Annotated in this window: 15 protein-coding genes; 11 read left to right on the top strand and 4 right to left on the bottom strand. The window is 68.2% G+C overall.

Annotated elements, in window-relative coordinates; genetic code table 11:
- The first annotated feature begins 379 nt into the window (after nt 1-379).
- Nucleotides 380-1,249, top strand: a complete 870-nt coding sequence (locus ENSA7_RS25855) for a hypothetical protein (RefSeq protein ID WP_146158136.1) — start codon at nt 380-382, stop codon at nt 1,247-1,249.
- Nucleotides 1,250-1,296: 47 nt separating this feature from the next.
- Here ENSA7_RS25855 and ENSA7_RS25860 read toward each other — a convergent pair whose 3' ends face one another.
- Together ENSA7_RS25860 and ENSA7_RS25865 are read right to left on the bottom strand one after the other, a co-directional pair.
- Complete coding sequence (locus tag ENSA7_RS25860; RefSeq protein ID WP_106092020.1) at nt 1,297-2,613, bottom strand: Glu/Leu/Phe/Val dehydrogenase dimerization domain-containing protein; 1,317 nt, start codon at nt 2,611-2,613, stop codon at nt 1,297-1,299.
- Nucleotides 2,610-3,788 (bottom strand): LIC_10091 family protein, encoded by a 1,179-nt coding sequence (locus ENSA7_RS25865; RefSeq protein ID WP_106092021.1) that lies wholly within the window; start codon nt 3,786-3,788, stop codon nt 2,610-2,612. The genes ENSA7_RS25860 and ENSA7_RS25865 overlap by 4 nt, the downstream gene beginning before the upstream one ends.
- Nucleotides 3,789-4,198: 410 nt before the next feature.
- Here ENSA7_RS25865 and ENSA7_RS25870 point away from each other — a divergent pair, with 410 nt between their 5' ends.
- The 10 genes from ENSA7_RS25870 to ENSA7_RS25915 all read left to right on the top strand — a co-directional run bounded on the left by ENSA7_RS25870 (nt 4,199) and on the right by ENSA7_RS25915 (nt 19,099).
- Nucleotides 4,199-4,984, top strand: a complete 786-nt coding sequence (locus ENSA7_RS25870; RefSeq protein WP_106092022.1) for an ABC transporter ATP-binding protein — start codon at nt 4,199-4,201, stop codon at nt 4,982-4,984.
- Nucleotides 4,984-5,844, top strand: a complete 861-nt coding sequence (locus tag ENSA7_RS25875; RefSeq protein WP_106092023.1) for an ABC transporter permease — start codon at nt 4,984-4,986, stop codon at nt 5,842-5,844. The genes ENSA7_RS25870 and ENSA7_RS25875 overlap by 1 nt, the downstream gene beginning before the upstream one ends.
- 2 nt (nt 5,845-5,846) lie before the next feature.
- The gene (locus ENSA7_RS25880; protein WP_106092024.1) at nt 5,847-7,844 is read left to right on the top strand and encodes a Gldg family protein; all 1,998 of its coding nucleotides are present in this window, start codon (nt 5,847-5,849) and stop codon (nt 7,842-7,844) included.
- Entirely contained in the window at nt 7,844-9,217 is a 1,374-nt protein-coding gene (locus tag ENSA7_RS25885) for a DUF4340 domain-containing protein (protein ID WP_106092025.1), read from the top strand. The genes ENSA7_RS25880 and ENSA7_RS25885 overlap by 1 nt, the downstream gene beginning before the upstream one ends.
- A gap of 101 nt (nt 9,218-9,318) precedes the next feature.
- The gene (locus ENSA7_RS25890) at nt 9,319-11,679 is read left to right on the top strand and encodes an amino acid permease (RefSeq protein ID WP_106092026.1); all 2,361 of its coding nucleotides are present in this window, start codon (nt 9,319-9,321) and stop codon (nt 11,677-11,679) included.
- 15 nt (nt 11,680-11,694) lie between these two features.
- Nucleotides 11,695-12,600: an NAD(P)-dependent oxidoreductase gene (locus ENSA7_RS25895; protein ID WP_106092027.1), complete on the top strand. Its 906-nt coding sequence runs from the start codon at nt 11,695-11,697 to the stop codon at nt 12,598-12,600.
- Nucleotides 12,601-12,650: 50 nt separating this feature from the next.
- Entirely contained in the window at nt 12,651-13,592 is a 942-nt protein-coding gene (locus ENSA7_RS25900) for a tyrosine recombinase XerC (protein WP_146158137.1), read from the top strand.
- 70 nt (nt 13,593-13,662) lie between these two features.
- On the top strand, nt 13,663-15,180 hold the full coding sequence (locus ENSA7_RS25905; RefSeq protein ID WP_106092029.1) for a J domain-containing protein: 1,518 nt from the start codon (nt 13,663-13,665) through the stop codon (nt 15,178-15,180).
- Between the two features lie 57 nt (nt 15,181-15,237).
- On the top strand, nt 15,238-17,067 hold the full coding sequence (gene dnaK / locus ENSA7_RS25910; protein ID WP_106092030.1) for a molecular chaperone DnaK: 1,830 nt from the start codon (nt 15,238-15,240) through the stop codon (nt 17,065-17,067).
- 52 nt (nt 17,068-17,119) lie between these two features.
- Nucleotides 17,120-19,099 (top strand): hypothetical protein, encoded by a 1,980-nt coding sequence (locus tag ENSA7_RS25915; protein WP_106092031.1) that lies wholly within the window; start codon nt 17,120-17,122, stop codon nt 19,097-19,099.
- 32 nt (nt 19,100-19,131) lie between these two features.
- Here the strand turns inward: ENSA7_RS25915 and ENSA7_RS25920 are convergent, their stop codons facing one another.
- Nucleotides 19,132-20,286, bottom strand: a complete 1,155-nt coding sequence (locus ENSA7_RS25920; protein ID WP_106092032.1) for a CaiB/BaiF CoA transferase family protein — start codon at nt 20,284-20,286, stop codon at nt 19,132-19,134.
- Nucleotides 20,283-20,485, bottom strand: a 203-nt coding sequence (locus tag ENSA7_RS44170) for a hypothetical protein (RefSeq protein WP_181234107.1), incomplete at its 5' end; no start/stop codon positions are given. The genes ENSA7_RS44170 and ENSA7_RS25920, both read right to left, overlap by 4 nt.

Consider the following 20,485-nt stretch of genomic DNA (forward strand, 5'->3'; position numbering starts at 1 on the left):
GCGCTGGCGACGCGAGGGGTTGCTCGTGGGGGACGCGGAGATCACGGTGTGATCAGCTCGTTGGCCGTTGGGTGTGCTGCGCGCGCTGGCGGAGCGTGCCAGTGGGGCAATAGCGAGCCGCCGCAGCCCGGCGGCGCGCGTCTGCTCTCCGCCTTCGTATGAAGGCGGCTTCGTTGAAGCGAGCAGCTCGCCGAGTCCCGCACCGCCTGGTTCTCGGCGCCGTGGCTCGTGGCATCCGGCTTGCGAGGGCCGTCGCCTCACCGCCCGGACTGCCTATCGCAAGATTGCGCGTGCACGCTCGGGTGTGGGGACTAGTGCAGATGCATGTTCACCAAGCACATTCTCATCGCCATCTTCGCCGGACGCGCAACGGCTGTTGGTGGGGGACTGCGCCCTCGACAGCGCGTGGCGAGCGTACGTGTTCGAGTACGACTGGGCGACCCTCCTCGCGCTCGAGCCAGGGGTCCTGGCGATCCTCAGTCACGACGTCCGCACGAATCGTTTGACGCTCGAGTGTGGTCAGCCGCGGACGACAGCGTGGGAGGTGAGTGCGCGCGCCGAGCAGCCCCTCAATGTCCAACCGGTAGCGGCCGCGCGCAGCCCCGAGGGGTCCATCGTGGTCGCTGACCTGCTCGGTGATCTGCACGTCTTCACCGGCGCGAACTGTGAGCTGCGCGCGAGCAGCCGCCACTTCACCAACAACGCCAAGGTGCTCGAGCTGCGCTGGTTTCGGGCGCCACACAGCCAGGTCTTGTGCCTGACGACCGTGGCCGCCGTGCCAGCCATGCTACTCGAATGTGCACCATGGCCCGTCGAGGAGGGCGGAGCATTCGAGCTCGCCAAGGGGGGATGGCTGTTCGACCCCGACATCTTCCTCGAGCAGGATGTGCGCATCGAAGGCCAGCGCTTTGGTGTCGCGCAGGTCGGGCACCTCAGCTTCAGCGCCACGGGGCCCAGCTTCACGCCGCTCACACGGCTCCCCGAGCCCTTTGCTCCGCGGCTGGTCACAGCGTCGCGCTCGCCAGGGGGGGCGATCCAGGTGCTCTACACCTCGGACTCCAGCACGCTCACCGCCTTGACGCTCGATCCGGCCCAGCTCGCTTGGCGAGAGCAGGCGGCAACCGACCTCGGCGACGGCGAGATTGTCGCGCTCCACTCGATCCCAGCCGACGAGCACTCGACCGCGGTGATCGTCTCGCGCGTTGGCGAAGACGCCCGCGTGCTGATGCTGCGCTCAGAATCGGGCTAGCTCGAGTACGCTCTGTCTCGCCGAGGGTCCGTGAGCGTCCGTGATGATCAGCGCGCCCAGTCGTCGGCGAGCAACCCGTCGACAATCGCGCGCCCGCGGTGCCCCCAGATCGGGTGCGGCAGCCGACACGCTTTATCAGCGAGCTCATTGGCGGCAGCCGAGGTCGTGATCCCGCTGGTCTGCGCATGCTCCAAGATCCGCTTCGTCACCACGAACACGGCGTTGTCCCAGTCACGCGAGAAGTGACGCTCGATCGCAGGATCCTTGTCAGGCCCGCCGATCTGGCCGTACTGCTCGTTCGCGCAATTAACAATCCCCATCCGATTGGCGACGAAGTCGGGCACGTACACGATGCCGCGCGCCGCCAGATCCCTGTCGTCGCGGCGGTCATCGAGCAGCTGATTGTTGGCCGCACCACACACGATCGGCGCCTGGATCATCGGGATCGTCGCCGGACCGAGCACGCCGCCGAGCGCGTTGGGGGCCAGCACGTCGCAGGGCTCGGCGAAGATCGACAGATCGCCGATCTCAGCGTGGCGCAGCTCGACGGGTGCGTTCACGAAGCGCGCGCGCAGCAGCTCGCAGCGCTCGGCGGAGATCTCGGCCGCGATCACGCGCCCAACCCCGCGGGCGAGCAGCTCCTCGATCATGTAGGTCGCAACATTGCCGGCCCCCTGCATGGCGATCGTCTTGCCGGCGATCGAGCCGCGCCCGCAGTGATCGAGCGCAGCTTCAATTGCACACACGACGCCCTTCGCCGTCGCGGGCGAGGGGTTGCCGCTGCCGCCGACGCTCGGCGGCACGCATGTCGCGAACCGAGTGGTCTCAAACACGGCGGCGAGATCGTCCGGCTGAGTACCGACGTCCTCGGCAGTAATGTAGACGCCACGCAGCGAGGTCGTGAACGCGCCGTACTCGCGATAGAGCGTCCGGCGATAGCCAGGATCGCGGGACCGCTCGGCGGACTGGCGGGCAATGATGCCCTTGCCGCCACCCCACCACAGCCCGGCCAGCGCGTTCTTGCGGCTCATGCCCAGCGACAGGCGCAGGCCGTCGCGCAGCAGCTCCTGGATGGTCGCGTAGGGCCAGTGGCGCAGGCCGCCGGCCGCCTGCCCGCGGACGCTGGTGTGCACGGTCGCGGTCATCAGCGCACCGGTCTCGGGCCCGACCGCCATGAACACGCCCTCATGCGCATGAAAATCGCGAGCGTCGCCAGCGAGCCAGGTCGCGATGTCGGCCAGCCACGGGTGACTGGTCCGCACGCGAGCCTCCTCGTGATCCCAGGTCAGGCACGCTCGCCCGCCGGCCTCACGCAGGCGCGCGATGAATTGCTCGGGGCTCTGGTCGAGCAGCTCGGCGCTCATTCGGGCGCCTCATTGGTGACGGTCGGAGCCGGCGACCCCAGCGACTCGAAGTTGACCCGGCTCAGGCCGCTGACGCCGTCGGGATCCCGCTCGATCAGCTTGTCCTTGTCGGCGGCGTTGAGCATCCGGTTGCGCCGGGCGTTGTTGGGCTCACCGACCCGCGCCTGATAGTCAGCGAGCGGCTGGACCTGGTAGTTCCACAGCGCGTCGGCGTGGACCCAGTCCTTCGAGTAGATCGTCCGCAGCACGATCGAGTCGTCGGCGCCCGGCAGGCCGCGAATGTTGGCCTGATACTGCGAGGTGTAGTCGTAGTACTCCTCGGCGTTGGACAGGTACAAGACCTTGACCGGGAGCCCCAGCCCCTCGGCGGCCTTGGCGATCGTGGTGAGCGTCTGCGGCCCGGTCAGATCCCCGACCAGCATGCGCACGCGGTCGCTGAGGTAGAGCTTGCGGATGTGCGCGTAGTAGTCGGGGTTCGACAGCCAGCTGGTGGCGACGCCGTCGCGGTCACGCACGATCACGTTCTCGAGGTGACGGAACACGGTCTCGCGGGCGCCTCGCCAGCTGTTGACGCACTGGCGCAGCTCGTCCTCGCTGAGCTGGCCGGCCAGCGCCTCCTGGATGAGCGCGACCGACTCCTCCTCGTTGTCGCCGTCAAACCGGGCGAGCAGGGTCTTGGGATCCTCCGACGCCTCGATCAAGACCTCGTAGGCGCGGTGCAGCTCGGTCACGCGCCAGTCGAGATCCATCAGGAACACGAACTCGGACTTGGCCACGCCGATCAGCGTGTAGTTTTGATCGGCGGCGACACCAACATAGATCCCGCGCTTGTTGTCGAGGTACGGGAACCACACGTCGTGGCGCCGCTCGTTGGTCTTGACGTAGTGGATCGGCGTCTTGATCCGCGCCTCTTCGTCGCCGGCGAGCATGGTGCTGCGCTGGGCGTCGGTGACCGGGCCCCAGGGATCGGGGGGAGGGCCGGCCTTGGCTTCGGGCTCGGGCTCCGCGGGCGCCTCGTCGGCTGGCTCGGGCTCGGCCGGCTCGGCCGGGTCACTCGGCTGATCGGTCGTGGGCGGTGGTTGGGCCGCGCCATCGGACTCGGGCGGGGTGCCGGTGCACGCGGCCACGAGGCCGAGCGCGAGCAGGCAGGGGAGGGGCCAGCGGGACCGCAGCATGGCCGGAGTCTAAACATCTGCGTAGGCGGCCGCGAGGCTGCGTCGATCCCGGCGTGATGCGTTGGTTCACGCGCCCCGGGCGGTCACGCCAGATCTGTTATCAGCTCGGGTCAGGCTTCTGACCCGCTTGCATGCGCCATTCGGGGACTGGTTCAGCGTGGGCAGCGAACTCATCGGCGCGCTGCTAGGGCCCGAACGCGGCGGTTTTGCCCGGCTGCACGGGCCGCCGGGCGCGGGAGGCTTGATGCCTTCGATAGTCTGGATTAGAACGCCTGCCGAGCTGTTCGTGGGCCCCCGAGCATGTCCCCTCGGACGATCTCGACCGCAACAGCGTTTCGCTCGGTGCCGGGGCCCAAGCTGACCCCTCGACCCTGTCGAACCAAACCAATGTTCTACCCAATGAGCGAATCATGAGCACCTCATCCGCTCCAGTGACGATCCGCGCGAACGCGATCTCGAAGGTCTATGGCGAGTTCGTGGCGGTCCACGGGCTGTCCTTCGAGGTCCGCAAGGGCACCGTGGCGGCCTTCCTCGGGCCAAACGGCGCGGGCAAGTCCACGACCATGAAGATGTTGACCGGCTACCTCGCGCCCAGCTCCGGCTCGGTCGAGGTCCTGGGCAAAGATCCTGGGGTCGCCGAGTCCCGCATCGAGCTCGCGCGACGGCTCGGGTACCTGCCCGAGAACGGCCCGCTGTACCTCGACATGACCCCGCGCGAGCTCCTCGAGTTCTTCGCGCAGGTCCGCAAGCTCGGGGAGATCGACAAGGCGATCGATCGCGTGGTCCAGCAGTGCGCGATCCAGGAGGTCCTGCACAAGCCGATCGGCAAGCTGTCCAAGGGGTTCCGGCAGCGGGTCGGCATGGCCCAGGCGCTGCTCTCGGACCCGGACGTGCTGATCCTCGACGAGCCGACCTCGGGCCTGGATCCCCTGCAGATCCGCGAGGTTCGCAAGCTGATCCGCGATCTTGGTCAGCAAAAGACGATCTTGCTGTCCACGCACATCCTCCAGGAGGTCGAGGCCGTCGCCGACACCGTGATCATGGTCCACGAGGGCCGGCTGGTGTTCGACGGGAGCGTCGACGAGCTGCGCGACGGCCAGACGCTCGAGGATCGGTTCTATGCGCTCGCAGGGGCGCCCGCGAAGGCCAAGGCCAAGACGACGGCCGCCTCCACCGCCAACACGGAGACCAACTGATGGGTATCGATTGGAGTGTCATCCGGGCGATCGCCAAGCGCGAGCTCGGCAGCTACCTGGGCAATCCCGCCGGCTACGTGTTCCTGACGCTGTTCATCGCGGCGACCGGGGCCGGGGCGTTCTTGCAGCCGGGCTTCTTCGCCCGCAACCTCGCCGACCTCGCGCTGCTCAACAAGGTCATGCCGGCGATCCTGATGCTGTTCGTGCCGGCCGTGACCATGAACGTGTGGGCCGAAGAGCGCCGCCGCGGCACCGATGAGCTGCTGCTGACCATGCCCGTGCGCGACATCGAGGTCGTGCTCGGCAAGTACCTCGGCGCGCTCGGGGTCTACACGATCGGGCTCGGGTTCGCGCTCGCCCACGTCGGCGTGCTCGCGCAGCTGGGCGACCCGGACGTCGGGCTGATGGCCTCGACCTACCTGGGCTACTGGCTGGTCGGCGTCGCGTTCGTCAGCGTGGGCCTGCTGGCGTCGATGTTCAGCGGCAACGCGACGGTGGCGTTCATCGTCGGCGCGGTCGGCTGCGCGGGCCTGGTGTTCGCCGGCACCGCCCCCTGGGCCAGCGGGATCGTCGGCTGCGGCCTGATCGCCGGGGTCGCCACGCTGATCTGGGTGGCCGTGCAGGGCAACACCGACTCGGCCGGGTACGTCGCCGTTGGGGCGGGCGTGCTCGCGCTGATCGTGTGGCTCACCGGCACCTTCGAGAGCTTTCAAGACACGTTTGGTCTGCTCGGCGTCGATCGCCACTTCTACGGGTTTGGCGAGGGCATCGTGCGTCTCGGCGACGTCGTCTACTTCGTCGGCATCGCGGTCGTGCTCGTCTACCTCTGCACGTTCATGCTCGGGCGGAGGCACTGGTAACCATGAAACCTCGAATCCATAGCCTCGCGCGGCTGCTCGCGCTGGTCGTGATCGTCGGCTCGACGACCTACATGGCCCAGCGATCCAACGGTCGCGCCGATCTCACCAGCGAGGGTCTCTCGCAGATCACCCCGGACACCGAGACGCTGATCCGCAGCATCGGGACCGAGGCCGCCAACGCCGACGGCGAGACGTCGCTGGTGCCTCCGGTGGTCGTCACGGCCTACATCTCCAAAGAGGTGCCGCGGCCCTACGTGCCGCTGCGCAGCCGGATGCTCAACATCCTGCGCGAGATGGAAGCCTCGGGCGGGCCGGGTCTCACGGTCCGCATCTATGAGCCTGGGCCGTTCTCCGAGGAGGCCCAAGAGGCGATCGAGAAGTACGGGATCGTGCCCCGGCCGCTGGTCAGCGCCGACGGCGGCAAGGTCGACACCATGCAGGTGTTTTTGGGCATGGCGTTCACGTCGGGCCCGCGCGAAGAGGTCGTGCCGTTCTTGGATCGCGGCCTGTCCGTCGAGTACGAGATCGTCCGCGCGCTCGAGGTCGTGACCCAGCCCAAGAAGCGGGTCGTCGGGATCATCCGCGACGACACCAAGATCATGGGCGACTTCGACCTGCAGAGCCGCAGGCGGATCCCCCGCTGGCGGGTGGTCGACGAGCTCGAGAAGCAATACGAGGTCCGCAGCCTCAACCCCGGCACGCCGATCCCCCCGGACGTGGACGTGATGTTCATTCCGCAGGTCTCGAGCCTGTCGCAGCCGGGCCTCGACGTGGTCCAGGCCTACCTGCTCGCGGGTCGGCCGGCGCTGATCATCGCGGACCCGATGCCGTTCTTCAATCCCAAGCTCGCGCCCGGTCAGCCGATGATCCCGCCGCCTTCTCAGGGCGGGATGATGGGCGGCGGGGCACCTGCCGAGGACAAGGGCAACTACCGGGCCCTGCTCGCGTCGATCGGCCTCGACTGGCCCGACGATCACGTGGCCTTCGATCTGGAGAACCCCGAGCCGCAGCTGGCCGAGGCGCCGCGCAGCATCGTGGTCCTGGGTCAGCGCAATGGCACCAGCCAGTTCGCCGGCGGCGACATCAGCGTCGACGGGCTCGCGCAGATCGTGCTGCTGTTCTCGGGTGAGCTGCGACCGCTCTCGGGCGCGCAGACCACCGTCACGCCGGTGCTCACGACCGGCACCAAGGGCGGCTGGGACCCGTTCGAGAAGTTCGTCGACGACAGCAACTTCTTGTTCGGTCTGCAGTTCCGCGGGGTCCCGCAGGACTACCACAAGCTCGCCGCGCAAGACGGGCTCGAGAACATGAAGCTCGGCGTGCGGGTGACTGGCGGCGGCAGCTCGGGCGACGCCAACGGCAAGGACATCAACGCGATCGTGCTGTCGGATCTCGACATGTTCGCGGACAGCTTCTTCAGCTTCCACGAGCGCGGCGGCGATCTCGACGGCGACGGCCTGATCGACATGCGCTTCGACAACGTCACGTTCTTGCTCAACGCGATCGACAGCCTGCTGGACGATCAGCGCTTCATCGAGCTGCGCAAGCGCCAACCGGAATTTCGTCGGCTGTCCGAGGTCGACGACATGACCAAGAAGGCCAACGAAGAGCGCCAGGCTCGGCTCAAGTCCGCCAGCGAGGCGGCCGAGGGCAAGATCCAAGAGGCGCAGGCTTCGCTCGATCAGGCGGTCGCGGCGATCCGGGCCGAGACCGGGATCGACGACCGCACCAAAGAGATCAAGATCCGCGCGGCCGAGGAAGCGGAGAATCGTCGGCTGCAAGGTCAGACCGAGCAGATCGAGCGCGAGAAGGCCCAGGAGATCGACAAGATCAAGGCCGATCACGCGCGCAAGGTCGACGAGGTCCGCGATCGGATCCGGGTCGCTGCGATCCTGGTCCCGCCGCTGCCCGCGATCTTGTTTGGGTTGGTGGTGTTCATACGCAAGCGTCGGCGCGAGAGCTCGACGATCCCCGAGAGCCGCAAGCGGAGGGACTCCTGATGACGCGAGGTACCGTGATCATGGGCGTGCTCGCCCTGTTGAGCTTCGTCGGCGCGATGAGCATGCGCCCGGTCGAGGTCGCCCCCCCCACCTTCCAAGACACGGGCGAGGCGCTGTTCCCCGAGTTCGTCGATCCGAACGCCGCGACCTTCCTCGAGGTCAAGGACTACGACGAAGAGTCGGCGCAGCTGACCAGCTTCTCGGTCAAGCTCGAAGACGGCAAGTGGGTGATCCCCAGCCACAACAACTACCCGGCCGACGGGACCGAGCAGATGGGCAAGGCCGCGGCCTCGTTCATCAGCGTGACCAAGGACGTGGTCCGCAGCGATGATCCCAAGGAGCACGCCGAGTTTGGTGTGGTCGACCCCGAGGACGAGGCCGCGGCCAAGGACTCGCGTGGACGTCGGGTCACGATCAAGGACGCGTCGGGCACCAACTTGGTCGACGTGATCATCGGCAAGGACGTGCCCGAGCGGCAGGGCTTCAAGTTCGTGCGCTACCCGGGCGAGAACCGGGTCTACGCGGTCGAGCTCGATCCGCAGGTCTCGACCGGGTTCACCGACTGGATCGAGGATGACCTGCTCAAGATGGAGTCCGACGACATCGTCGCCGTGCTCAGCAACAGCTACAGCGTGGTCGAGGGCACGGACCCGGTCACCGGCGAGAAGACCACCAAGCTCGAGAACGACAACCCGATGTACTTCGAGCTGTCCGACTCGGGGGCGTTCGGCGCAGACGGGCAACCGTCGGCCGAGTGGGCCACGGCCGCGCCGCCCGTGTTTGGTCCCGACGGTGCGCGCATCGACCCCGCCACCTGGGAGGGCGAGGAGCCGCTGCCGCAGCCCGCGACCGCACCCGAGGGCAAGGAGCTCAACCCGACCAAGGTCAAGCAGATCGTCGGCGCCTCGGATCGCATGAAGATCGTCGGCGTCCGGCCTCGCGCGGCCCGGCTCGACCCGTTCGAGATGAAGTCCAAGGGCTTCTTCCTGGTCGGCGAGCCCCCGCGCCTGTCGCTGCTCGGCAACGAGGGTGAGGTCCACCTGATCTCGAACGACGGTGTCATCTACACGCTGTTCTTCGGTGAGGTGACCTACGCAACCGGCGAGGCGCTCAGCGCTGGCGGTGAAGAGGACGCGGTCGAGGAGGGCGAAGACGCATCGCGGGCCAACCGCTACATGTTCGTCAACGTCAGCTACGACGCGCGCCGAGATCAGTCGGCGGGGGCCCCGGCGATCGACGGGGAGCCGCGCGGGGAGGCCCGTGCGCAGATGCTCGCCGAGCGCTTCGAGCGTTGGTACTACGTGATCCAGGACTCCAGCTTCGTCCAGGTTCATAAGGTCCCCGACGATTTCTGGCGCGACCTCAAGGAGTGAGTGGCCCCGGCCTGGTGACGGACGGGTGACCCGCCCGGTGACCATGGGGGGGCCGCTGTGGTCTTGTCTGTCCTGGGCGCCTCGTGCATACAGCGCTCGAAATGAGCGAGAACGGGCCCCGCGAACCGAACCCCGATCCGCCCGCGGACGCGGGCGGAGCTCAGTCCGACGCGCCTGAACCGGGCGAGGCTTCCGAACCTGGCGACGCGTCTGCGGACGCGTCTGCGGACGCGGCCACGGACGCGGCCACGGACGCTCCGGGTGCCTCGCGTTCGGGGTCGCGGACGGGCGGGCCGGCGGAGGCCCCCCCGCATCGGCTGAGCTGGCGCGAGGGCCTGTACCTGGTCGGCCCGGACCCGCTGACCTCGCCCTACTACAGCTCGGGCGCGCTGATCGGCGCGGGGATCGGCTACGCGACCCCGCTGTTTCAGATCGGGCTGTACCTGCTGCTGTTCTTGCTGGCGCCGCTCTACGTCGAGGCCGTGCTGCTGACGTTGAGCAACGGCGGCACCTACGTGATGACCCGCTACGCCCTGGGGCACCTCGGCAAGCTGGCGATCTTGGCCGCGGCGCTGGTCGGCATCGTGATCAGCTTCTCCTACGTGGCCACGGCGATCGTCAGCCTGCTGTCCTACTCGGACTACGTGTACTCGCTGGTCGACAGCTCGTCGGGCCCGCGCACGCTGATGTCGATGGGCCTGTCGATGATCCCCTCGATCGGGTTTGGCGTGTGGGTGATGCCCAGCCAGTGGCGCCGCATCGTGATCTCCGTGAGCGTGACGGCGCTGGTCGGCCTGATGCTGAGCACCGTGATGAACGCGACCGCGGTGATCATGCTGCCGCCGCTGGTGATGCTGTTCATCCTCAACAACCAGGGGCTCAAGGAGAGCGTTCAGGTCAGCAAGACCATCTTCTTGATCAACCTGGTGGTCATGGGCGTGACGATCTCGATCTGCGTGATCTACCTGATCATGCACGGCGCAGACTTCGGCCGGTTCTTGCACGGCGCGCCGCTGCCACGGGCCGTGGTCAAGGCCGCCGAGACGGCGACCCAGGGTGACACCCACGAGCACCACGGCCTCGTCAGCGAGCTGCCGGGCTTCTACCGGCTGGTGCGCCTGGGCGCGCCCGTGATCCTGGCCGGCGCCGGGGTGTCGATCCTGGGCGCGTCCGGGGTCGAGTCGGTCATGAACATCCCCGAGGAGCTCGGCAACCCGCGCCGCGACGTCGCCAAGATCTATCGCTGGATGCTGTCCTTGTTGCTGGGGATCGGCGGCTCGCTCAGCCTGTTGCTGTTCTTGGTGCTCGACCCCAAGCAGCTGACCGGGAGCTCGAGCTACCTGGTCGCGGTGCTCGGGCAAGAGGGCTTCCTGGGCGTGTTTGGCTCGTCGACCTTGGCCCAGGTCTGGAAGGTCGTGATCGTCGCCAACGCGGCCTTGATGCTGATCGGCGCGTGCAACACCGGGTTCGCGGGGGCCCGCGGGCTGTGGCAGACCATGGCCCGCGACAGCCTGCTGCCGCGGATGATCCTCGACCCCAACGAGCGCGGCGCGTTCTCGCGAATCCACTGGATGATGCTCGTGGCGATCATCTTGCTGGCCATTCAAGGCGGCTGGGACCTGTCCAAGCTCGAGCGCTGGTACGGCATGACCTTCGGGCTGGTGCTGTTCTCGGGCGTGATCGCGTTCATCTTGCTGCGCAAGTTCAGGGCCGACGATCGCAGGGTCTACCGCGCGCCCTTCAACCTGACGATCGGTGGCACCAAGGTCCCGCTCGCCGCGCTGATCGGCCTGGTCGTGCTCGGCTACATCTTGCTGAGCATGTACATCAGCTACAGCGGCGAGATCGGCGAGCTGCGCACGCTGGTCGTGCTGGTCGCCGCTGGCGTGGTCGGGGTGATTCTGCTCTACAATCACCGGCCCTTGATGCGCGCCACGCATAGTTACTATCGACGAGTGATCGAGACCGTGGAGTCGACGGCGATCGAGACTGAAGATCGGACCGTGGTCGTCGCGGTCGGCAGCGTGCGGATCGGGCGACTGATCGAGAACGCGATCGCGCTCGCGAAGATGCAGAGCAAGACCACCGGGATCCCGTATCGGCAGCTGGTCGTGTTTCACATGAGCTCGGCCGTAAGCGGCGAGCACGTCTACGAGATCAACCGCTCGACGATCCGCCCGGCCAAGCTGGCCAACGGCGCCGTTCGGATCTTCACGAAGCTGACCGAGGTCGCGCCCACGGACATGCGCGTGTACCTGGCGATCGTCCCCCCGATCACCGCGGGCAGCCCTGACCACCTCAGCGCGGCCCTCGACACGCTCGTCGACTTTCACAACCGCCACAATTTCACGGGGCACATGGTCCTGGTCGGCACCCACGGCGTGAAGCATGAGGAGTACGAGCGGCTGCAGCAGCGGCTCGAGGGCTCGACCCTGATCCCCGTGCCGCTCTACGGAGAGTGACGTACCCTGTCGCGCATGAGCAGCATCGCGTTCTTGGGGCTCGGGACGATGGGGGCGGGGATGGTCCGCAACCTCGTCGCCGCGGGTCGCGAGGTCATCGTCTGGAATCGTACGCGCGCCCGAACGCAGGGCCTGGCGGCGGAGTTGGCCGCGGACCAGCTGCGCTGCGAGCTCGCGGCCAATCCGCTCGAAGCGGCGCGGGCGGCCGAGACCGTCATCTTGTGTGTGAGCGGCGACGAGGCCGTTCACGAGCTGGTGTTCGGTGCGCAAGGGATCCTGCCCGGGCTGTCCGAGGGCGACCTCTTGATCGACTGCGGGACGACCAGCCAGGCGCTCACGCGCTCGCTGGAGCTGGCCTGCGCCGAGCGTCGCGTGGGGTGCCTGGACGCGCCGATCACCGGCAGCAAGCTGGGCGCCGCGGGCGGGCGCCTGACCTTCATGATCGGCGGGCCAGCCCCGCTGGTCGAGCGCGCGACGCCGCTGTTCGAGATCATGGGTCGCCACCACGTTCACGTCGGCGAGCGCGTGGGCCTGGGCCAGGCCGCGAAGTACTGCCTCAACATGGCCCAGGCGGTGATGCTGCAGGGGCTGCTCGAGGGCTACACGCTCGCCAAGCTGCTCGAGGTCCCGGTCGCCAAGATGGCCGAGATTTACCAGCACAGCGCCGCCCAGAGCGGGATCGGGGGGTTCAAGACCCCGTACCTGCAAGCCGGCGACTACGCGCCTCACTTTCGCCTGGACCTCATGCACAAGGATCTGCACCTCGCGCTCGAGGAAGCCGAGCGTCGCCGCGTGCCGCTTGCGACCGCGAGCACCGTGCGGGGCATCTACGATCAGGCGGTCGCCGAGGGCCTCGGACCCCAGGACTTCCTCGCGGTCGCGACCTTGCTCGAGCGCTGGGCCAAGCTCGAGCTTCGCTAGCGCTCGCCGGTTATTGGCGTGTGCGCGCGGCCTGGGTGATCATCGAGGGGATGCGCCAGGCGATCGAGAGCTTCATGGTCTACCTCGAGACCGAGCGCCGCCTGTCACTCAACACCCAGGTCGCGTATCGGCGCGACGTCGAGGCCTTCGTCGACAGCGTCGAGGCCCGCCGGGCCCGGCCTGCGAAGCTGTCCGATCTAGGCGTCCGTGAGGTCCGGGCCCACCTCGCCGAGCTCCACGGAAAGCTCGCGGCCAGCTCGATCGGTCGCAAGCTGTCGGCGCTGCGCAGCTTCGGCGAATTCTGTCGGCGCGAGGGGCTGATCGAAGAGAACGCCGTCGCGCTGATCCGGCGTCCCAAGCTCGGGCAGCGGCTGCCGGTCGCCCTGCCGGTCGAAGACATCGGCCAGATGATCGACGCGCCCCAGCGCGAGGGGGCGGTCGGGCTGCGCGACCGCGCCCTGCTCGAGGTGCTGTACGGGGCGGGCCTGCGCGTGTCCGAGGCCGTCGGGCTCGACCTCGATGACCTCCGCTGCGAGGACCAGCGTCTGACAGTGCGAGTGCGTTCAGGCAAGGGCGGCAAGCAGCGCGTGGTCCCGCTCGGGCGCAAGGCCGCCGAGGCGCTCGCCGCCTGGCTCGCCGCTCGCGATCAGCTCATGAACGCCCGGAGCCCGGCGCAGGCGGTGTTCCTGGGCACCCGCGGCAAGCGGCTGGCCTCGCGGGTCGCCCGTGAGCTGGTCTACAGGCGCTGCGAAGCGACGGGGGCGAGGGCGGTCGTGGGTCCGCACGGGCTGCGCCACAGCTTCGCGTCGCACTTGCTGCAGAGCGGGTGTGACCTGCGGACCATTCAGTCCATGCTCGGGCACGCGAGCTTGTCGACGACCCAGCGCTACACCCATCTCGACATGGGTCGCTTGTTCGAGCTGTATGAGCAGGCCCATCCGCGCGCGAGCCTGCCTCGCCGGGCCGAGCCCGGCCGCCGTGACCACGAGTGAGCGGAGCGGTTGGCCGTATCTGTTGCAGATTCGTTGGTCGAGCCGAGCAGCCTGAGATAACCTGGACGCAATGGGCCTCGAAGTCGACGCGCGGTTGGTCGTGAACCGCGACGTCGATCTCCGCGAGCTGCCGCTCACGCCCGTCGAATTCTTCATTTACAGCCGCGTAGAGGCGCTGAGTGGGGCGGAGGCGCCGACGGTTGGCGACGTCATCGCCGCCAGCGGACAGTCGAGCGAGGCCGCCCACGAGGTGCTGCGAAAACTCGTGGATTATGGCGTGCTCTCGCCCACGGTCGAGTCACCGAAGGCTCCCGTCGAGGCGCCCGGTCGAGTCGGCAGCGGCCTGCGCGAGCGGGCCCGCACCCGCCGTCGCGAGCTGCTCGAGGCCCAGATGCGAATGAGCCGGGAGGCCGCCGACCGCGACGGATCGGGCGAGACCAGCGACGAGCCCTCGCTGCCGACCCCCCACAAGGCCAGCAACGCGTACAAGCCCGCAGACTCGGGCATCCACGCGATGCTCGAGGAGGTCGAGCCGGTCGGCGACGCCGATCCCCGCCTCCAGCCAAGCGCCAAGGTCGATCTCAATCGCCAGCGCCGGCTGCTCGCGCTGCGTGATCGCTTGCGCCACATCGGGCACTTCGAGCTGCTCGGGATCGAGCCGGTCGACGACGTCAAGGCGATCCGTCGCGCCTACCATGTGGTCAGCCGCGAGTTCCATCCTGATTCGTTCTATGGGCAGAACCTGGGCGGCTTCCGCGGCGTGCTCGACGATCTGTTCCGTCGCGCGCGAGCCTCGTACGAGCTGCTCCTCGATGACGCCCAGCGCAAGCCACTGGTCGACGCCCATCTCGCTCAGGTCCGGGCTGAGCAAGCCAAACACGATCGGGAGCAGGCCGAGGCCACGGCCCTCGCCGACGCCGCGGCGGAGCGAGCCCGTGTGCAAGCTGAGGCAGCGGCGGCCGAGGCCGAGAAGATCGCCGCAGAACAGCGAAAGCAGCGCGATCAGCAGCGGCAGCTACGTATCCGCGACCGGGCGCTGTCGGTTCGCCGCAAGCACGCCGCCAAGCAGGCCGAGCAGGCCCACAAAGAGCGAGACCTGGGCCGGCACGGGACCGCTGCAACGCTGTTCAGGTTGGCCCACGAGCAGGATCCCAGCAACGGCGAGTATGAGCAGCTGTGGCGGGACAGCCTCGCGATCGCCCGCCGCCAGCGAGCCGACGCCAGCTTCGAGCAAGGGGTGGCCGCGCGCCGAGCCAGTCGGCCGCAGGACGCCGCCCACCACTTCGCTCGCGCCGCCGAGGTCGATCCCTCGCTCAGAAATCTGGCCGAGGCCGCCGCTGCGGTGGCCGAGGTCAATCCCACCCGGGCGCGGGAGTTTGCGATCAGCGCGCTCGAGACCATGCAGCAGGCCCAGGCGCGGGGCGTCAAGCTCGATGATCGAACTCGTGGTGAGGCCCACCTGGCCTGCGCGACGGCGTTTCTCGCCGCCGAGCAGACCGCGACCGCCAAAGAGCAGGCCGAGCAGGCCCACAAGCTCGCGCCCAGCCAGCACACGCGCGCCCTTCTCAATTCGCTCAAACTAACCTAGCCTAGGGCGGTCGTGCGCGGGCTCAGGGCCGCAGCACCGAACGCAGCACGGACCCCCATGGAGAACGTCGTTGGTATCGATCTCGGGACCTCAAACTCGGTCGTGGCGATCGTCGAAGACGGCGTGCCCACGGTCATCCCCAACAAGGGTGGCTACAAGACCACGCCCTCGATGGTGGCGATCTCCGAGAGCAGCAAGCGCCTCGTGGGTCACATCGCCAAGCGGCAGGCGGTCACCAACTCGGTCAACACCGTCTACGCGGCCAAGCGCTTGATCGGCCGCAAGTGGGACTCGCCGGCCGTGCGCGCGGTCCAGCAGTCGTGCCCGTACTCGATCGTGGAGGGCCCCCACGGCGACGTGCGGATCGTGCTGCGCGATCAGGTCTACAGCATCTCCGAGGTCAGCGCGTTCATCTTGCAGGAGCTCAAGATGGTCGCCGAGCAGTACCTCGGCGGTCAGGTCGAGAAGGCCGTGATCACGGTCCCCGCCTACTTCAACGACAACCAGCGCCAGGCCACCAAGGACGCCGGTCGGATCGCCGGGCTCGATGTGATCCGGATCATCAACGAGCCAACCGCGGCCGCGCTGGCCTATGGGTTTGGCAAGGACTTCGAGCGTCGGGTCGCCGTCTACGACCTCGGCGGGGGCACCTTCGACGTGTCGATCCTCGACATCGGCAACGGCGTGTTCGAGGTCGTCTCGACCGCCGGCGACACCTTCCTGGGCGGCGAGGACTTCGACGTCCGGGTCATGAACTGGCTGATCCAGGTGTTCCAAGAGCGCAGCGGCGTCGACATCCGCGACGATCGGATGTCGCTGCAGCGTCTGCGCGACGCCGCCGAGAAGGCTCGCTGCGAGCTGTCGACCGTGCGCGAGACCCTGATCGACCTGCCGTTCCTGTACACGACCGCGAGCGGCGAGACCCATCACCTGCAAGAGAACCTCAGCCGCGATCAGCTCGAGGATCTGACCCGCGACCTCGTCGACCGCACCATCGCGATCTGCGAGCGGACGTTGACCGAAGCCAGCGTCGACCGCGGCGAGATCGACGATGTAATCCTCGTCGGCGGCATGACCCGCATGCCCCTGGTTCAGCGCAGCGTCGCAGAATTCTTCCAGCTCGAGCCCTGCAAGGGCGTGCATCCAGACGAGGTCGTGGGCCTCGGCGCGGCGATCCAGGCCGCCGCGCTGGTCGACGATCAGCAGGATCTGCTGCTCCTCGATGTGACCCCCCACAGCCTCGGGATCATGGTCCACGGCGGCGCCTTCCACCGCTTGATCACCCAGAACACCACGGTCCCGACCAACGCGGCGCACATCTTCACGACGGTCCGCAACGACCAGACCTCGGTCAAGATCCTGGTGCTGCAGGGCGAGAGCGACGACGCCACGCAGAACGAGCTGCTCGGCGAGTTCATCCTGTCGGGGCTGCGCCAGGCGCCCAAGGGCCAGGTCGAGGTCAAGGTCACCTTCTCGATCTCGGCCGACGGCATCGTGTCCGTCGCCGCGCAAGATCTCGACACGGGTCGCGAGCAGTCGATCACCGTGACCGCGACCTCGGGCCTGACCGAGGACGAGCTGCAGCGGCTCGTCGAGCAGAGCCAGGGCTACATGGTCGAGGTCCGCGCCAGTGAAGAGTTCGAGCGCGAGCGGCAGAAGGTCGATGGCTTGATGGCCGAGGTCCGCGAGCTGTTTCCCCAGGTCGAGGGCATCATGAGCGGCACCTCGTTCGGGCGCGACGCGATCGCCAAGGCCGAGGCCGTGCTCGAGCGGGCCAAGACCGAGATCGGCGGCAACGACCTGCGCTCGCTCGGTGAGGTCGCCGAGAGCCTCGAGCGCACGCTCAACATGTTCCGCGGCGTGGTCACCAAGACAAACCTCAGCTGACCGGGACCCGCGTGGCTTGACAGCGAACCGGGGCCCGGCGCACCGTCGTGCCATGCAAGCCCGGTTTGGCGAAGGTGCGCGGTGGTCGGTTCTGGTCGGTCTGGCGACCGCCGTGTGTCTGGCTGCCGCCCCAGGGTGCAAGACCAGCAAGCGCGTGGACGACAACAAGCCGCTGGTCGACGGCGTCGACGTGCCGGAGCTGAGCAGCAAGCAGGCCGAGGAGGTTGGCGCCTGGGTCGCGGCGGTCTACCTGGGGTCAGGGTCGGGCGGCGACGCGCCAGCGCTGCTGCGTGAGGGCCAGGGCGCGGCCTACGTGGCGCTGCGCGATCACGGCAAGCTGCTCGCGGACGCCTGGGGTCCCGACGGCGATCTCGCCTCCAGCTTGGCCAAGGCGATCGCCGACGCCAAGGCCTCGGTGCCAGCCGGGGCGAGCCCAGACATGGTCGAGATCGATCTCGCCCACTCGTTTCGCACGGTCGACAAGCCCACCAAAAAGGAGCTGTATCAGGCGGCTTCTGGCAAGCGCACGGGCATCCGCGGCGTCGAGCTCAGCCACGGCGAGCACACCGAGCGGACGGCGCCGACCAAGATGCTGGCCGCCGGAGACAGCTTCAAGGACGTCGTGAATCGCTTCTTCAAGCAAGCGGGCGTCAACCACGACAGCTTCGCGTCCAGCGGCAAGGCCCGGGTGTTCGAGAACCACCAGCTGCTCGTCAGGCTGCCGACGGGGCAGGGCATCAAGCTGCTGCGCGGCAATGTGTACGTCGAGCCGCGCGAGGTGACCCAGGCCAACACCCAGGCCACCGTCGATCTGCTGATCGACTGGATGTTCACGCACCTGCACGAAGACGGGCGCATGACGTACATGTGGCTGCCAACCGCCAGCGGCGAGAAGCCCAACGACAACAACATGATCCGCCAGTGGATGGCGACCAACGCGTTGATCAAGATCGCCGAGCGGCGCAACGACCCGCAGCTGTGGGCCCGGATCGCCAAGAACATCGACTACAACCTCGAGCATTTTTACAAGCAAGAGGGCGAGCTGGGTACGATCGAGTTTCAGGGCAAGGTCAAGCTCGGCGCGGTGGCCCTGGCGGCCATGGCGATCGTCAGCCACCCCGAGCGCGCGCGCTGGCAGACCCAAGAGCACGGCCTGCGGCGCACCGTCAACGAGCTGTGGTCGGAAGACGGCTCGTTCGAGGGCTTCCTCAAGCCCCGCACCAGCGGCGGCAAGAACGGCAACGTCCAGAACTTCTACCCGGGCGAGACGCTGTTGCTGTGGGCGCAGCTGTACCGTGAGAGCCGGGATCCCGAGCTGTATCGCCGGTTCGTGACCAGCTTCCGCTACTACCGGGCATGGCACCTGGATCCGAGCGACCCCAAGCGTCGTCGGCCCTCGTTCATCCCCTGGCACACCCAGGCCGACTTCATCTTCTGGGAGGCCCTCCGCAATCCGCCCGCTGAGCCCCCGGCGGCCGATGCCGAACCACAAGCCGAGCCCGATGACGACGCGCCCGATGACGACGCGCCGAAGCTGACCCCCGAAGGCTGGCCGGTCGGGACCACGCCCGAGACCCCGATCGAGCTCGCGCCCGAGGAGATCGTCGCGTTCGTGTTCGAGATGAACGACTGGCTGATCGACAAGATGGAGGTCTGGGAGGAGTCGGCGTTCGACGACGAGAAGGGCCGCTTCTACTCGCGCGAGACCAACTACGGCTCGGCCCACGCGTCGTCGACGGGGGTCTACATCGAGGGTATGATCGACGCCTACGAGATGGCCAAGATCGTCGGCGACAAGCCCCGCGAAGATCGCTACCGCAAGGCCCTGTCACGGGCGATCCGCAGCGTGATGCAGATCCAGTTCGTCGACGATGTCGACATGTTCTACGTGACCGATCGCGAGCGCACCAAGGGCGGCCTGCGGACCACCGTGATCCGCAACGAGATCCGGGTCGACAACGTGCAGCACGTGCTCATGGGCGTGCTCAAGGTCATCGATCGCTTCGGCCCAGACGACTACGCGACCGACTGACGAGGCTGACGGGGCTCGCGGGATCCCGAGCGCTACGACGGGTCGTTCGTGCTCGGCTCGGCGTCGAGCTCGCGGAGGATCGCGTCGTCGTGCTCGCCGAGCCGGGGCGCGGACCGAGCGGGGGTGCGGCCGATCGAGGGCAGGGCAGGGCCGGGGACCGTGAGCACCCCGCCGCCGGGCATGGGCGTGTGCTCGAGCAGGCCGGCCGACGCGATGATCGGCTCGCTGCGAGCGTCATCGAGATCGTGGACGGCGGCGATCGGGAGATCCTTGTCGGCGAACGCGGCGAGCCACTGCGAGCGTGACTGCGTGGCGAACAGCTCGGCGAGGGCGTCGGCTGCCGCGCGCCCGCGCTCGCCCAGGTCGAGGCCCGCGGCGGCCAGCTCGGGCCGGCCGATTGCCTGGCACAGCCCCTGCCAGAACTTGGGCTCGAGGCAGCCCACGCTCAGCAGCTTGCCGTCGCCACACCGATAGCAGCGGTAGCAGGGCACGCGGCCGGCGAGCACGGTCTCGAGCACGCCGTCGCCACCCGCGGCGCGGTCGGCCCACGGCCAGGTGAGCAGCGGCAGGCTGCCCGAGAGCAGCGGCTGGTGGAGCTTCGCGCCGCGACCCGTGGTGGCGCGACCGACCAGGGCCGCCAGCACCGAGGAGGTCGCGAGCAGACCCGTGTTGATGTCGGCGACCAACACCCGCGGGATGTCTTCGCCGCTGCCGTGGCGCAGGCGCGAGCCCGGCAGCTGCCCGAGCAGGCCAGTCAGCCCGGTGAGGTTGAGATCGTGGGCGACCCGGCGATCATCGTCGGCGTAGCCCGGCAGCGAGCAGCTGATCAGGCGCGGATACTCGGTGTGCAGCTTGTCGAGATCGAGGCCCCAGCTGTCGAGGGTTCCGGGCCGGAAGCTCTCGACGAACACGTCGGCGCGGCGCAGCAGCCGACGCAGACGCGCGAGCCCCTGTGGCGCGCGCAGATCGAGGCGCAGCGACTCGGCGCCGCGGTAGTACACGCAAAACCCCACGCCGATCCCACCGACCAGCGGCGGCGCGTGACGCATCATGTCGCCCCGCGGATCTTCGACCTTGATCAGCCTCGCGCCGAGATCGATCAGGCTGCGGGCGAGCACCGCTCCGGGGAGCATGCGAGAACAGTCGACGACGAGCATGCCTGCGAGTGCGCCGTCGCCCTCGCTCACGTGGGGTCCTCGTCGTTGGCCTGAGCGCCACGCCCGGCTTTGAGCGCCTGGGCAATGTCGGGGGCCGAGAGCTGGGGGATCGTGGAGGAGCGTGGGCGGGAGGTTCGCGTGGGTGGGTCCTTGTCGGTCGCCTTGTCGCTGGTCGGGGCGGGGATCTGCGGCGGCGCGGCGACTGGCGCTGACCGGCGCGACCCTGGCG

The organism is Enhygromyxa salina (genome assembly GCF_002994635.1).
GTDB classification, from domain to species: domain Bacteria; phylum Myxococcota_A; class Polyangia; order Nannocystales; family Nannocystaceae; genus Plesiocystis; species Plesiocystis salina_B.

Bases quoted from the DNA above. Each gene is read 5' to 3' on its own strand.
- ENSA7_RS25885 (WP_106092025.1), top strand. From the start codon at position 7,844: ATGACGCGAGGTACCGTGATCATGGGCGTGCTCGCCCTGTTGAGCTTC.
- ENSA7_RS25860 (WP_106092020.1), bottom strand. From the start codon at position 2,613: ATGAGCGCCGAGCTGCTCGACCAGAGCCCCGAGCAATTCATCGCGCGC.
- ENSA7_RS25900 (WP_146158137.1), top strand. From the start codon at position 12,651: ATGCGCCAGGCGATCGAGAGCTTCATGGTCTACCTCGAGACCGAGCGC.
- ENSA7_RS25870 (WP_106092022.1), top strand. From the start codon at position 4,199: ATGAGCACCTCATCCGCTCCAGTGACGATCCGCGCGAACGCGATCTCG.
- ENSA7_RS25875 (WP_106092023.1), top strand. From the start codon at position 4,984: ATGGGTATCGATTGGAGTGTCATCCGGGCGATCGCCAAGCGCGAGCTC.
- ENSA7_RS25895 (WP_106092027.1), top strand. From the start codon at position 11,695: ATGAGCAGCATCGCGTTCTTGGGGCTCGGGACGATGGGGGCGGGGATG.
- dnaK (WP_106092030.1), top strand. From the start codon at position 15,238: ATGGAGAACGTCGTTGGTATCGATCTCGGGACCTCAAACTCGGTCGTG.
- ENSA7_RS25880 (WP_106092024.1), top strand. From the start codon at position 5,847: ATGAAACCTCGAATCCATAGCCTCGCGCGGCTGCTCGCGCTGGTCGTG.
- ENSA7_RS25905 (WP_106092029.1), top strand. From the start codon at position 13,663: ATGGGCCTCGAAGTCGACGCGCGGTTGGTCGTGAACCGCGACGTCGAT.
- ENSA7_RS25890 (WP_106092026.1), top strand. From the start codon at position 9,319: ATGAGCGAGAACGGGCCCCGCGAACCGAACCCCGATCCGCCCGCGGAC.
- ENSA7_RS25915 (WP_106092031.1), top strand. From the start codon at position 17,120: ATGCAAGCCCGGTTTGGCGAAGGTGCGCGGTGGTCGGTTCTGGTCGGT.
- ENSA7_RS25865 (WP_106092021.1), bottom strand. From the start codon at position 3,788: ATGCTGCGGTCCCGCTGGCCCCTCCCCTGCCTGCTCGCGCTCGGCCTC.